General features: G+C 39.0%; 14 protein-coding genes. All 14 read right to left on the reverse strand.

Going from position 1 to position 15448, the window contains the following annotated elements:
* Positions 1-28 precede the first annotated feature (28 nt).
* On the reverse strand, positions 29-2473 hold the full coding sequence (locus P3F81_RS09520; protein ID WP_147670255.1) for an ATP-dependent Clp protease ATP-binding subunit: 2445 nt from the start codon (positions 2471-2473) through the stop codon (positions 29-31).
* Between the two features lie 22 nt (positions 2474-2495).
* Positions 2496-3566 carry a protein arginine kinase gene (locus P3F81_RS09525; protein WP_147670253.1) on the reverse strand — a complete coding sequence of 357 codons (1071 nt, stop codon included), beginning with the start codon at positions 3564-3566 and terminating at the stop codon, positions 2496-2498.
* Positions 3559-4095 carry a UvrB/UvrC motif-containing protein gene (locus tag P3F81_RS09530; protein WP_147670251.1) on the reverse strand — a complete coding sequence of 179 codons (537 nt, stop codon included), beginning with the start codon at positions 4093-4095 and terminating at the stop codon, positions 3559-3561. The genes P3F81_RS09525 and P3F81_RS09530 overlap by 8 nt, the downstream gene beginning before the upstream one ends.
* Positions 4096-4110: 15 nt before the next feature.
* Positions 4111-4557, reverse strand: a complete 447-nt coding sequence (locus P3F81_RS09535) for a CtsR family transcriptional regulator (RefSeq protein ID WP_147670249.1) — start codon at positions 4555-4557, stop codon at positions 4111-4113.
* Positions 4558-4771: 214 nt separating this feature from the next.
* Positions 4772-5905, reverse strand: coding sequence for an acyltransferase family protein (locus tag P3F81_RS09540; protein ID WP_147670247.1), 1134 nt, complete (start codon positions 5903-5905; stop codon positions 4772-4774).
* A gap of 112 nt (positions 5906-6017) precedes the next feature.
* Positions 6018-6638 (reverse strand): TetR/AcrR family transcriptional regulator, encoded by a 621-nt coding sequence (locus tag P3F81_RS09545; protein ID WP_147670245.1) that lies wholly within the window; start codon positions 6636-6638, stop codon positions 6018-6020.
* A gap of 123 nt (positions 6639-6761) precedes the next feature.
* On the reverse strand, positions 6762-6995 hold the full coding sequence (locus P3F81_RS09550; protein WP_147670243.1) for a transketolase family protein: 234 nt from the start codon (positions 6993-6995) through the stop codon (positions 6762-6764).
* Positions 6996-7164: 169 nt separating this feature from the next.
* A complete protein-coding gene (ulaA, locus tag P3F81_RS09555) occupies positions 7165-8439 on the reverse strand; it encodes a PTS ascorbate transporter subunit IIC (protein ID WP_147670241.1) in 1275 nt (424 codons plus the stop codon).
* A 46-nt stretch (positions 8440-8485) separates the two neighbouring features.
* Positions 8486-8752 (reverse strand): PTS sugar transporter subunit IIB, encoded by a 267-nt coding sequence (locus P3F81_RS09560; RefSeq protein ID WP_147670239.1) that lies wholly within the window; start codon positions 8750-8752, stop codon positions 8486-8488.
* Positions 8753-8868: 116 nt separating this feature from the next.
* Positions 8869-9315, reverse strand: a complete 447-nt coding sequence (locus tag P3F81_RS09565) for a PTS sugar transporter subunit IIA (protein WP_147670237.1) — start codon at positions 9313-9315, stop codon at positions 8869-8871.
* Positions 9316-9704: 389 nt separating this feature from the next.
* Entirely contained in the window at positions 9705-10685 is a 981-nt protein-coding gene (pfkA, locus tag P3F81_RS09570; protein WP_147670234.1) for a 6-phosphofructokinase, read from the reverse strand.
* Between the two features lie 234 nt (positions 10686-10919).
* Complete coding sequence (tkt, locus tag P3F81_RS09575) at positions 10920-12950, reverse strand: transketolase (protein ID WP_147670232.1); 2031 nt, start codon at positions 12948-12950, stop codon at positions 10920-10922.
* Positions 12951-13016: 66 nt separating this feature from the next.
* On the reverse strand, positions 13017-13823 hold the full coding sequence (locus P3F81_RS09580) for an HAD-IIA family hydrolase (protein ID WP_147670230.1): 807 nt from the start codon (positions 13821-13823) through the stop codon (positions 13017-13019).
* 229 nt (positions 13824-14052) lie between these two features.
* Positions 14053-15423: a sn-glycerol-1-phosphate dehydrogenase gene (locus tag P3F81_RS09585; protein ID WP_147670228.1), complete on the reverse strand. Its 1371-nt coding sequence runs from the start codon at positions 15421-15423 to the stop codon at positions 14053-14055.
* Positions 15424-15448: the final 25 nt, after the last annotated feature.

Raw genomic sequence — 15448 nt, forward strand, 5'->3', positions numbered from 1 at the left:
TAAAAAGTTGGAGCAATGCTCCAACTTTTTATTTTCTTCCAAAATGTAATTTTTCATTTTGGCTTTCTACTATTAAAGAATCACCTTTAGTAATTTCACCTTTTAATAATAGTTCAGCAATTTCATCTTCGATTAATTTTTGAATTGCTCGCTTTAATGGACGTGCCCCATAAGTAAAGTCACTACCTTCTCTAATGATCACATCTTTTGCCTCCGCTGTGACTTCCATCTCAATCTGCATTTCTTTTAATCGTTTATTTACGTCCTTGAGCATAATATCAATAATTTGTACAAGTTCTTCTTTGCCTAATGCTTTAAATACGATCAATTCATCGATACGATTAATAAATTCCGGTCGGAATATGCGTTTTACTTCATCTAGCACTAACTTCTTCGCCGCCATATCGTCACGTTCTTTATCAATGCCAACATTAAATCCAACCGCTTTGCCTTCTTGTTTTAAGTGTTTTGCTCCAACATTAGAAGTCATGATAATCACCGTATTCTTAAAATCGACGGTTCTGCCTTGACTATCCGTTAACCGTCCATCTTCCAATACTTGCAATAATATGTTGAATACATCATAATGCGCTTTTTCAATTTCATCTAATAAAATTACCGCATATGGTTTACGACGTACTGCATCGGTTAACTGTCCGCCCTCTTCAAAACCAACATAACCCGGCGGTGCACCAATTAACCGAGATACGGTATGCTTTTCCATGTATTCAGACATATCGAAACGAATCATCGCATTTTCATCACCAAATAAACTTTCAGCAAGCGCTCTCGCAAGTTCTGTCTTTCCTACGCCAGTTGGTCCTAAAAATAAGAAGGAACCAATTGGACGTTTTACTTCTTTTAACCCTGCTCTCGCCCTCCGTACAGCTTTTGCCACCGCTTCAACCGCATCCTCTTGGCCAATTACACGAGCATGAAGAATATTTTCTAAATTTAGCAACCGCTCTGATTCTTCGGCGGCTAATTGTTTCACTGGAACTCCCGTCCACGCCGCAACAACATCAGCAATATCATTTGCCGAAACGACAATGCGTGTACTTTCACGTTCATTCCATTCCTTTTGCTTAATTGACAAAGCGTCTTTAACCTGTGCTTCACTATCACGAATTCTTGCCGCCGCTTCGTACTCTTGTGAAGTGATTGCCGCTTCCTTTTCCATTTTAAGACGTTCCAATTCTTTTTCTAATGATTTAATATCCACAGGATGAGAAGAAGCCTTTAATCTCACTCTTGAAGATGCTTCATCCATTAAATCAATCGCTTTATCTGGCAAAAACCGATCAGAAATATAACGGTGAGATAATTTCACAGCGGCCTCAATTGCTTCATCTGTAATCTTTGCCCGATGAAAAGCTTCATATTTATCGCGAATCCCCTCTAATATTTTAATTGCCGCCCCTACTGTAGGTTCTCCAACAAAAATTGTTTGGAATCTTCTTTCCAAAGCGGAATCTTTCTCTATATATTTTTTATATTCATTTAATGTAGTTGCACCAATCGCTTGCAATTCCCCACGTGCCAATGCTGGTTTTAAAATATTTGCCGCATCAATTGAACCCTCTGCAGCTCCAGCACCAATTAAAGTATGCAATTCATCAATAAATAAAATAACATCGCCAGCAGCTCTTACTTCATCAATAATCTTGCGCAATCTCTCTTCAAATTCCCCACGATACTTTGCCCCTGCAAGCACTGTTGCAATATTAAGTGACATTACGCGCTTACCTATCAAAACTTCTGGTACAGCTCCCATCACAATTCTTTGTGCAAGCCCTTCAGCTACTGCGGTTTTTCCTACGCCTGGTTCGCCAATCAATACTGGATTATTCTTCGTTCTACGGCTTAAAATTTGAATCACACGTTCAATTTCAACTTCACGACCAATAACTGGATCAAGTTTTCCTTCCTCTACTAACGCATTTAAATTACGGCTATAACTATCTAAAGTAGGTGTCGTCATATTACCAGATTTTCCTTTACCTCGTGGTTTTTCGCCACCACTTGGACTTTGCCCACCGATACTACTTCCAAGCATTTCTAATACAACTTGGCGAACTTTGGACAGATCAGCTCCCATTGACTGCAATACCTTGGCAGCAATCCCTTCATTTTCACGCAACAGCCCCAATAAAATATGTTCTGTACCAATATAATTATGTCCCAGGGCTTGTGCTTCTGCTAGAGCTAATTCCATTACACGTTTTGCACGCGGCGTGTAATAAAGCTCATTTGCATTCCCTTGTCCTGTACCGACACCCATTACGATTTTCTCACGAAGTGTATTCAAATCCACTTGCATGAGTTGCAATGCTTTGGCGGCAACTCCTTCCCCCTCATGTACTAATCCCAATAATAAATGTTCTGTACCAATATAATTATGTCCTAATTCTTGCGCTTCATATTGCGCCAATTTCAATACTTTCACAGCTCTTTCTGTAAATCTACCTTGCATTTTTTTCACCCCAACTTAGCAATTAAGCATTTGTTAAACTACTCAATACAGCGCGAATCACGCTTGCACGTTCACGATTAATTTCACTTTGTGATAAATTTGCATGTTCTTTTTTATTTTGTAAAAAATTAGGTCGCGTAGACACCAATAATTCATTGAAAACTTCAGCCGGTACATTTTGTATAATTCCCAAATCAATTCCCATACGAATTTCACTTAAAAGTCCTAAAGCTTCACTTGCAGCTATACTACGCGCATATTTTAATATACCAAAAGAACGCCAAACTTTATCGCTCATACTATCCGGTGATTGAGAATATAGTGCTTTTCGTGCCGCCCGTTCGTGCGTTAAAATTTCCATAACAGCACTTGATAAATTCTCAATAATTTCTTTTTCACTAAATCCCATCGTCAATTGATTTGAAATTTGAAAAATATTTCCGATGACATCAGTGCCTTCTCCGTATAATCCACGCACTGCCAATCCTAATTGTGTAGATGCATTGATAATTTTATTGATTTGCCTTGTAAAAACTAGACCTGGCAAGTGCATCATTACCGAAGCACGAATCCCCGTGCCCAAATTCGTCGGGCAAGAAGTTAAGTATCCGATTTGCTCATTAAACGCCAAATCCAATTTGCTTTCAATAACATCATCAATCTGAGTTGCTAATCTAAACGGTTCAACTAAATCAAAACCAGATACCATACATTGGATTCTCAAATGATCTTCTTCATTCACCATGAGGCTGACCTTTGTATCCTCACTAAGTAGTAATGCCCGATTTTCTGGATTCTCAACGTGGTTATTGCTAATCAAATGCTTTTCAATTAATACATTGCGCTCTAAAGAAGTCAATTGATCTAGTTCAATGAAATCACACGCCTTTCCTGTTACCGTTTCAATATCCGATAATAGTTCTACAACCTTTCTTTCAACCGCAGCCAACTGCGCAATATCAGCGCGATTTGGAAAAGGAATACGAACGAGATTTCTCGCCAAGCGAACGCGGCTTGATAATACAATATCACTTTCGTTTCCGCTGCCGTCCATCCATGAACTGTTTGGCATTAAAAGTAACTCTTTATTCATGTTCTCGCCCCACTTCACTAGATAATTCCTTTTCTAATGCTTTAATCTCATCGCGTAACTTAGCGGCTTCTTCATACTCTTCATTTACTACGTAATTTGATAAGACTTTGCGCATTTTTGTAATCCGTTGCCGCAATTCTATTTGTCCACCAGATCGTTTTGGAATCTTTCCTGTATGCGAACTATCTCCATGTAATCGGCGCAATAACGGTTCTAATTTTTTTGCAAAAATTTCATAACAAACACTACAGCCAATCTTCCCATTTCGGCTAAAATCCCGATATGTCATATGACAATTCGGGCATTCCTCGACTCTAGGTTGCGCTTGCGGTGTATCAGGTAAACTTTTATTAAACATTCCCGCTAAAAAATCATTCACCGAGAAATTTTGATTTACATTAAAAATAAAATCACCATATTTTTTTGCACATTCCTCACATAAATGCTTATCTATTTTACTCGCATTTACATTACTCACCTGTGTTAAACGAATACACGCTTGATTTTTCTTACAATCATCACATAGCATGTTAAATCCTCTCCCTTACGAAAAATCAGCCAAAGTCAAAAAGATTGCTTGCAATGCTTTTTTTCGCTCTTCTAAATTAGGCTGTTGAAAAGCCAACGTGGTAAATTGCATAACCAATGCAGCTTCACGATTACTAATTAAACGATTTTTCAATAAATAGTGAACAATAGATTTTACCTTCTCAAAAGGTATGTCTTCATCTATTTCTTGCAAAATATCCCGATAAATCATTTTTTGGATAGGTACACGTGTGATACGAATAAATCCCCCTAATCCTCTTCGAGATTCTACAGTAAAACCCCGTTCAAGTGTAAATCGCGTATTTAAAACATAACTAATTTGAGAAGGTGCACATTCAATTTCACCAGCAATATCCGTTCTCCTCAGTTCAACCTTCCTACTATCTTCAGCGGCTAATTTACGCAAAATATATTCTTCTATTAAATCCGCAATATTACTCAATTTTATCACCTGCTGTTCTCATTCTGACTTTTTGACCTTTAAGTATATTATATTTTACTACAGATTGATTCGCAACAGTAAAATCAAAACTTAGTCTGTCTTATTTAGAATAAATTTATCCGATGGCTAAGCTTTAGATGGATCCTATTCGCACTTTATTATAAAAAAAGAACTATGCATTATTTTTCCTAAAGCATAGTTCTAACAATTAATTTTACATATTGATTGATTTTCTTTTACTTGGTCCAAATGCAGGAATCTTCAACAAAACGAATTTTCCAATGAGATAGCATAACGTTAGCGATACTATACATACAATTGCATATTTTACAAATGCATTTGTATCCATTGGTCGTACTGCCCAATTCATTTCTTGGACAATCGTTTGATGTACATAATAGATTGGATAAGAAGTTGCAGATAACGTCGCCCACATTGGTGTCGTATAATCAAAAGTAACTTTAAACAATGAAAGCAAACCAAAAACGGAAGCTAAACAAAAAAATGAATGTAAGGTTGCATTAAGCACTAAGTAATCTGTAGGAGATAATTGAAAAATTGCTTGCGTTAATAATTTATGCGCGGTGTATACAATTGACATAAGGATAAACGCAGGAATCCAAAACTTTGCACATGGGGAATACCCCATTTGCGTAAACCATTGTTTTCTATATGCATAAATGCCTAGTGCAAAATAAATCAAATACAAAGGTACACGAGTTGGTTGCAATACCAGTAAATATAGTGGATGTATCCAAACACCATCACTATAAATTAAATTCACCACACCAACACCAATCGCACCAAGAATTCCTAAACCAAAAATAAATCTTCCAGACGGTTTTGAAGCTATTTTCTTTTCTTTTAATTCCGGATAAATCATACATACAATTATCATTAATAAATATAATGCCATCAATGCACCTAAATACCAATAATGTGATTGCTGATACGCTACACCCCAGAATAAGTTTCGATAAAAGTCCCAAAAGCTCATCGGAATATCACGACTTGCAAGCATCAAATAAGCAGTATGCGGAGCAAATACCATCGCACCAAAAATCCAAGGGAGGCCAATCCGCTTCCATTTTTCCTTCCAAAAAGTAGCTTGGCTGCGTTTTGCAAATGATTTAATACCAAAATAACCCGAAATAAAAAACATTACCGGCATAATAAAAATATCTGCCCAAATAACAAAAATATCTGCCAACAGAACACGCTTCGTATCCACGACATACCACCACTCTGGTGCATAAATCATGTAAGCTAATGCCGCATGAAAAACCACTACTAAAAGAATAATTGCTGACCGTAAATTATCAAGGAAAAAAATTCGATTTTGATTCATAAATGCGCCTCCTTTGACTTTTGATTTTATTTAATCTCATTATAAACCGTCCAGACGGTACAGTAAATAGTTAAAATAAAAAAAGAAATAAAATTTCTTTTTTAATGACTGATTATATATTATAACGCGGCAATAAATAACTCTTTCTCCACGATCCTTGCCAAGCCTCACGTTCATCTGTTAAATCCAACATAGTCTTTTCCAGTTTTTCTCTCATTTCTGGGTTTATTGCTGACTGACCTAATGCTTCATGAAATTGCAGACCATCTGCTGCCAAACGAAGAATCGTTGCCATCAGTGGATTTATTTTATCCGACTCACTACATTTTTGCATATATGCTTGTTTTTCTTGATACATCATTCTATCTTCATTTTGCAGTGCTGCCAAAGTCAGCAGTACCGTAGAATAATCATTGTCTTGTGCTTGCGTTTCAAAGGATTCTTTAATATAAGCTCTCGTCCATTTTCCGCCATTGCTTAAATTTACATCCTTTGCTTCTGCAACTCGTGTTTGAATATTATCCATGTACTGATTGAGCAAATATTCATTCATACATTTAATCAGTGTATCTTTGTTTGGATAATGATAGAGCAAGCCACCTTTACTGATTCCAGCTTCTTTCGCCGCCGATTCCAGAGTAAGCGCAGTAGCGCCTTCCCTTTTTACAATTAAAGCCGCCGCATGTAAAATCTTTACTTTCGTCTCATTCAGTTCGGCATTATGTTTACTCATTGTATCTCCTTTACACGAACACTTCTTATCTTAACAAATCAAATATAATTTATTAAATTCTATTTATCATTATACCACAAGAAAAATAAAAGTAGTTTCAAAATGTTATAGAAAAATACGCCTCTATTGTTTTGCTTTACAATAGAGACGTACTTTTTTTATTTTATTAAGACCTGCCGCCATTCCAACCATATCCTGCTCTGCAATACCTACATCAATATATCGATCTGGACAAACTTTAGCAAAACTATCTGCTTTTGTCGCTTTTCCTAAATCTGCATCTAGTACAACAATTCTATCATCATCTTTTAATTCTTGTAGTGTCATCCCAAAAATTCCTCTTAACGCTAAGCTCATTTTCTATCTCCTCCTAACTCAACTAATGCTAAATTACATTCCGCTTCATTAGGCGTAGTTCCATGCCATTTAAGCACATTTTCCATAAAAGATATTCCCTTACCTTTTACTGTTTTGGCAACGATAACTGTGAGTTTATCCATACATGAGAACGAGGAGAGCAGATAATTTATCTAAAGAATTGTAGTGCATTACCTAACAAGATACCGACTACACCAAAGTCAGCATCACTAAACGTTGTATTTGCAAAACCTAAATCTCCAAGTACCGGCATCAATAATACAGGTAGGAACGTAATCAATAACCCTTGTACAAAAGCACCACTGATTGCGCCTTTCAATCCACCGGTAGCGTTACCAAATACACCAGCCGTTGCCCCGCAGAAGAAATGTGGTACCACCCCCGGTAAAATAATTGGCAAACCTGGAATAGATCTATCAATCATAAGTAAAACTAACATTCCTACCACGCCACCAACGAAACTTGATAAGAAACCAATCAACACAGCATTAGGCGCATATGGATATACAACTGGGCAATCTATTGCAGGTTTAGCATCAGGAACTAAAGTAGTTGCAATCCCACTAAAAGCCGGAATAATTTCTGCCAAAACAAGTCTCACCCCTGCTAAAATGATATATACACCACCGGCGAATGTAATCGCTTGTAAAATTGAAAAAACGATAAAATGCTGCCCGCCACTTAACTCTTTTTCAACATAAGCCGGTCCTGAAGCGAATGCCACAATTAAATATAAGACAAGCATAACTAAAGAAACTGCTAAAGATGAATCGCGTAAAAAACTTAACCCTTGTGGGAAATTAATATCCTCTGTGGTTTTTTCTTTATTTCCAACAAGTGAACCAATCCAAGCAGATAACACATAACCTACCGTACTGAAATGACCAAATGCAACTTCGTCGCCTCCGGTTATTTTACGCATTGTCGGTTGTGCAATCGCCGGGAAAACTGCCATGATAAAACCTAATAATAGCGAACCAATAATTACAAGCAAAACTCCCTCTACTCCACCTACGACAAGAATAGATGCGATCATACAAGCCATATAAAGCGTATGATGCCCCGTTAAAAAGATATATTTTAGCGACGTAAATCTAGCAATTAAAATATTAACAACCATACCAAATGCCATAATAAGTGCAGTTTGCGTACCATATGTTTTTAATGCCATCGCTACAATTGCTTCATTATGAGGCACTACCCCATTTATATTAAACCCTTCTTGAAACATTGCCCCAAAACTTGATAAAGCATCAACAACAATTCCAGCACCACCACCAAGAATTAAAAATCCAAGAATTGTCTTGACTGTTCCTTTAATGATATCTGCTCCACTCTTTTTTAAAGCAATTAAACCTATCATGGAAATTAGACCAACTAAAATTGCCGGAACACTTAAAATATCCAAAATAAATTGCAACATATTCTTTCCCCCATCTCTTATTCTATTTCATGCTTTTCCTTTTCTTTTACTCGAATGCTTGGGCGATTTTTTCTTTTAATTCATTTTTATCGATCATGCTATTTAATGAAATTACTTTACCGCCCAGAGAAGTTAATTGTGATGCAATATCACGCGTTCCGACATAAATATCAGCCTTAATTCCTGCTGCTGACGATAAATCTGAATGCTCGACTGTAGCTTCCAAACCAAGTTCTTTTAATACCTTTTTGATATTCATTTCAATCATAAAACTACTTCCCAACCCACTGCCACAACACACTAAAATCTTCATTTCATATCCTCCTCACAAAGTAAAATTTGTTTTAACTTCATCTACCTTATCTATAGACTTAGTCGCGCTTAACTTCATTTATTCTTAGAATGCCTTAGTCCTTTGATAAGATAAATTCATTTGTATTTTTTTATTATGGACTCAACTTCACTAACGGTCTGCGCCTGCATGATGTTTTTTACATCAGCTTCATTAGATAATAGTTCCATTAGAGACTCTAAAAGTTTTAAATGTTCTTGACCGTTCGTTGTTGCCAATGTAATAATCAGTTTTACCGGATCATTCGTTTCATTGCCAAAAACAATTGCATTTTTTAAAGTAATTAGACTTAATGAGATTTCTTTTGCCCCATCTTCTGGTCTAGCATGCGCAAGCATAATTTGTGGAGCAACTACCATATAAGGACCAATTGTCATATGATTTTTTATAATGGCTTCTTCATAGCTTGATTCTATATATCCTTTTTTTAGAAGTAACTCGCATCCTGCTTTTACTGCTCCCTTCCAATCTTTACAATCTACATTCACTCTTATTGAATCAATTCCTAAAAATCCGGTCAACATAATTATTACCCCATTTTACTCTGATTTTCGTCTTCTCCTATAAATTTCATACAGGTCAAAATAGTCATGATAATAATATCAATTATTTCCATATTTATCTGTTTTAATTCATAAATAGAAACCGTTTTTGCAACTCTCTTCTATTAATCACAATTGAAACTCGCTCCTTTTATTCAAGACCTTTTTAGAGTTATACTTTTATTACTTTCCTTTTACTGAACAAGTTTTGTAATTGTCATATTATTCTTTCTATTTTTTCTCTTATAAAAGGAATAGAGCTACTGACTCTTAATCAGTAGCTCTATTCCTTATCAATTCAATCATTCTTTTCGTACTATACTGGACAACGACCATATACGTCACAATAAGTCCGATGCCTATATCTTCACTTATCGTGCAACCGTCTGGCAAATCGTATATAATGTTTCGTCAATAGACTTTTTCATCATGAGCCCTTCGTTTATGTTATAGTCCGTCAACGCATTACCTTTCATCGCTACGAGCCGATTTCCCCGTCCCGCGCGTAAAAGTTCAACTGCAAAATACCCCATCCGCGTTGCTACGACTCGATCCCTTACCGTCGGTGCTCCGCCGCGCTGGATGTGACCAAGGACCGTTACGCGCGTACTAATCCCCGTTTCTTTTTCTATTATTTCAGCAACATCCTGGACTTTATCTCTGCATCCTTCCGCCATGATAATGATATGATGTGTCCGCCCCTTTTTTTGTCCCTCTGTAATATTGCGGCAAATTTCGTTCTTTATATCGTATTCTTTTTCCGGCACCAATATCGCGCTCGCCCCGGCTGCAATTCCAACTTCAAGCGCCAAATGACCTGCCTTTCTCCCCATGACTTCAATCAAGCTGCATTTTTCATGGCTCTGCGCCGTATCACGCAGCCGATCAATCGCTTCCATTCCGATATTGCAGGCTGTGTCATAGCCAATCGTGTATTCCGTACATACGATATCATTATCAATTGTTCCCGGAATCCCAACGGTCGGCAATCCCATTGCACTAAGTTTTTCTGCCCCGCGGAAAGAGCCATCACCGCCGATAACGACTATTCCTTCAATTCCATGCTTCTTTGCCATTTCAAAGGCTTTCTTTTGACCTGCTTCTTCCATGAATTCCATGCAGCGAGCTGTATAAAGAAACGTTCCGCCACGCTGTATCATATCACCGACAGCACCTGCATCCAACGCAATAAAATCTCCATGAATCAGCCCGTTATAACCGCGTTTTATTCCTATGACTTCCATATCAAAACCAATTGCGGTACGAACCGCCGCACGAACCGCTGCATTCATCCCAGGAGCATCTCCGCCACTGGTCAGTATCCCAATCTTTCGAATCGTTTTTTTATCCATTTTCTCACCGCCATTTATCCGATGACTAACGGAGTCTACTAAAAGACTAGGCAATTCACACAAATTCTTCTGCTCACACTATGTTCGCAAGAATTTTGTTCATCGCTTATAATCCTCGCCTCTTCATACGGAAGTAAAGACCTCGTAAGCCCCTTGATTACGTGTCTGCTTTTAATGGAAGTTAAAACTCCTACCAAAACAGCCTTGTTTATAAGCTAAGTTCACTTTGCAAAATCATATTTGCTTTCTATTTTTATCATGTACCTTTTTCATAATTTTTACAACATTTTCTATCGTAAATCCATACTTTTTAAACAATATCTCTGGCGGAGCTGATGCACCGAACCCCTGCATCGTAACGTTTGCTCCATCAATTCCCGTGTATTTGCCCCATCCAAAATCAGTTCCGGTTTCAATTGCCACCCTGCTTCGAATTCCTCGGGGAAGGATTTTTTCTTTGTAAACTTCGTCCTGCTGTTCAAACAACTCCATACATGGCATACTCACAACGCGCACATCTATATTTTCCTTTTCCAATTCCGCTTTTGCCGCCATTGCCAACGACACTTCCGATCCGCTGGCGATTAATATTCCATCGGCCTGCTCTTTTTTTGCATCAGCTATAATATACGCACCTTTCAATGCTTCTTGACTACTGTCGGCAAGCTGTGGCAAATTCTGCCGGGTAAGTACCAATGCCGTCGGCGTTTTCTTACTCGTCACTGCCAAATACCACCCCACGGCTGTTTCTGTTGCATCTGCCGGTCGAAATACTTGGAAATTCGGCATAGCCCTCAGCATTGCCAGTTGTTCGATTGGTTCATGAGTTGCTCCATCTTCACCGACTCCAATGCTGTCATGCGTCAATACATAGACCACGGGAAGTTCCATCAATGCTGCCAGCCGAGCCATCGGTTTCATATAGTCGCTAAATACAAAAAAGGTCGCGATATACGTTTTGAGACCGCCATGCAATGCGATGCCGTTGCCGATTGCCGCCATAGCAAGTTCTCTTACGCCAAAATGTAGGTTACGCCCCCGATAGTTTTCTTTTCCAAAATCGCCTCCATCTTTCATATAACTTTTATTTGATGGGGCGAGGTCAGCACTGCCGCCAATCAGATTTTCCAACCGCTCTTTGAGGCGATTAATCATGATGCTCGATAGATTTCTTGTCGCCTGTTCCTTTTTTTCATACGCCCAAAATTCCTTGTCTTCGAGCAGTGCTTTTGCATCAACATCTCCATGATATTTTTTCCAGCGTACTTGTTCTGCTGGATATTGCTCACTATAGGCAGCAAACAGTTCGTTCCATACAGCTTCTTTTTGTTCACCGTTTTGCGCAAGGCACTGATACCGCGCATATACATCTTCCGGTATAGAAAAGGCTTCTTGACTTTTCCAGCCAAGCTTTTCTCTTAAGGCTTTGATATTTTCTTCGCCGAGCGGTTCGCCGTGAGCACTAGATTTTCCTTGTTTTGCCGGACAGCCATAACCAATCTGCGTTTTTACCGTGATAAAGGATGGATGCTTCGTATCTGCTTTTGCCGCTTCAATTGCCGCTCCGATCGCTTCGAGATCGTTGCCATCTTCAACGGTAATTGTCTGAAATCCAAAGGCTTCCATACGTTTTTGAACATTCTCTGTAAAAGCGATATCCGTACTGCCTTCGATTGAAATTCGATTACTGTCATAGAATACGATTAGCTTGTGGAGTCCTAAAGTTCCAGCAAGCGAAAATGCTTCTGATGAGATTCCTTCCATCATACAACCATCTCCGCCTAGCACAAAAGTATAGTGATCTACGATTGGAAAATCCGCTTTGTTAAACGTGGCAGCCAAATGTGCTTCCGCTATTGCCATACCAACGGCCATCCCCATTCCTGCACCGAGCGGCCCGGTCGTCGCTTCGACGCCAACCGTATGTCCATATTCCGGATGCCCTGGAGTAAGGGAACCATCCTGACGAAACTTCTTTAAATCTTCGATTTGCAGCCCATAGCCAAACAGGTGTAGCAATGAATACAAGAGCATCGAACCATGTCCGGCAGAAAGTACAAAACGATCTCGGTTCTCCCATTTTGGATTCTTCGGATTGTGTTTCATATGATACCCCCACAGCTCATATGCCATAGAAGCACTGCCAAGCACCATTCCCGGATGTCCCGATTTTGCTTTTTGCACGCTGTCAGCAGCCAGTATTCGAATAGCATTCACCGCTTTTATATCCTGTTCTTTATTTCTCTCTATTTGATAATCGAACATATAAACTCTCCCTTCAAAATGTACTGCCGATCGAATAAATGACCGGCAGCACATTTTTCACCCTGTTTATTTTCCCAGAGCATCGTATTCTTTTAATTGTTTGCAGATATCCCCTACACCATCGAAAATAAAATTTGCCTTAACTCCATATTTATCAAGATCCTCAACCGTCGATTCCCCAGACAAAACCAAAATAGAAGTAATTCCCGCATTTTCACCGGTCTTGATGTCCGTGTAAACTCTGTCGCCAACCATAGCAACTTCATCTCGATTATGCTGCTTCATTTTTCGAAATGCACTTTCAATGATTTCCTTATTCGGCTTGCCGATGACCTGCGGCATTTTCCCGGTAGAAGCCTTGATGAGCTCCATCATCGCTCCCGTATCGGGAATATAGCCATTTTCTACCGGACAGTTGAAATCCGGATGCGTCGCAATATAGGTGACCCCTTGACGGATGAAATTACAACCTTTAACAATCTTTTCATAAGTCAGCGTCATATCAAAACCCAAAATTACAAAATCCGGATTTTTATCAGTCAAAACAAAGCCATATTTTTGAAACTCCATTTCCAGCTCCGGAGTTCCCATAAGAAAGACTCTCGCCTTTGGCTTTAGGCTGTAAAGATAGCTGATGGTAGCATCCCCTGATGTCAATATATTTTCAACATCGCACTTAATTCCTAAATGACGCATTTTTTTCACATAATGCGCGCTGTCCTTAGAGGAATTATTCGTAAGAAACAGATATTCCCGACCACTCTCTTTTAAATAGTCGATGAACTCTTTTGCTCCAGGCAGCAAACTCTGTCCAAGATTGATCGTGCCATCCATATCCAATAAAAAAGCCTTAATTTCTCCAATACTCTTCATAAAGGCTCTACACCCCTTTTTCCGTTTTTTTAATACCACGCCAATTTGATCCTGCTCATTTATCGAAATAAGCGATTCACACAAAATCAAAGATTTGGGTTCGTGGCTTTACAGACTTCCAACTTCTATAAGTGGGAGTAACTCCAGAGCACAAGCAAGCAGCTAAGCGACTGGATAAGGTCGGCTAAGATTTAGGTGGAGTGAAAACTCCACCCAAATCAAGTCTACTTTATTTTAATTCCTTGCCAATTTTCTCAGAAAATTGATCAAGCATCCCTAAATCCGCCAACAGCCCCAGAATCGTATACCGATTCCGAACTTCTTTTGCCATACGAATGGCATCTACTGCCATCTTACAATCAATCCCAACATTCTGCGGATTGACTGGAGCATTGGCACTATACAAAATTTCCTTAATCTTTTCAGAGGACACAATATCAGTACATACTTCATGGATTTCTTGCCAATGCTTTTCAATCGTTTGTAGACGTTCCAACCGATTCGTCAATGAATTTCGCCCATCTTTTTCGCTCAATGCTAAAATTTCCGGACTGCATTGACGATAATATGTTTCGACATCCGCCTTCCACTTGGCTACATCAAACGCTTTAGCTTTTTGAGCTGCCTGCACAAAGTCTACATCCGCATCACGAAGCAGTTCATACAGCCGAGTCGTAATCGCCGTTCCAATACCGACCTTAGTTCCATGGAAAATCGCCTTTTTATGCGCGAAAAGGAACTGCATTTCCCAATAATGTGCTAAGTGATGCTCTGACCCCGATGCCGGTCGCGATATGCCGACAAAGCTCATGGCAATTCCCGTTAATACCAGTCCCTCCATCAAGTTCTTAATCGCCACAGCATCCCGTTGTTTTATTTTTTCAATATTGTCCATACAAGTCTTTATTGATTTTTTTACCATCTTTACTGTGACATCGCAGTAAAATTCATTATTAATAATCTGGCTAATCTTCCAATCAGCCAACGCTGAATATTTGCCGATGATATCACTCCAGCCGGCGATAATCATTGGCATTGGTGCATTTCTCAAAATATCTACATCGCCAATAATGGCACGCGGGCAAACCGCCTGATACGAAGTTTTTAAATCTCCGACAATCAGCGCAGCTCCCGTTGAAGCAAATCCATCCATCGAAGGCGCAGTCGCTACGATTACCGTATCAATGTTCAACTTACAGCTGACAAACTTTCCTAAATCATTCAATACACCTGAACCTACCGTCAAAATAACATCTACATCTGCGTCTGCCTGAATAAATATTTTTCCGGTTGCCGCTTCATCTGGTACCAAATCATCCGAACTTTCAGCAAAAATGCAGGTTTTAAATGGAAAAGCTTCCTTTTCCAAAACCATGGCAACCAACTGCCCACAAGCCTTCCATGTGTTTGCATCGGCAACGAGCAGTGCTTTTTTATACCCGAGTTCTTTGAGTACCTGCGCCGTTTTATTCACTGCTCCTTCTTCAATGACAATCTTGTCCATCTGAATCGAATGAGGTTTGCCACAGGTGCAGGAAAGTTCCCCACCAATATAATCCGTAATCTTTAACGCATCTATATTATCCAAGGTCAATTGCATAATTCAATCACCTCTCCTTTATCTA

Origin of the sequence: Selenobaculum gibii (assembly GCF_030273445.1) — a bacterium.
GTDB lineage: Bacteria > Bacillota > Negativicutes > ICN-92133 > ICN-92133 > Selenobaculum > Selenobaculum gibii.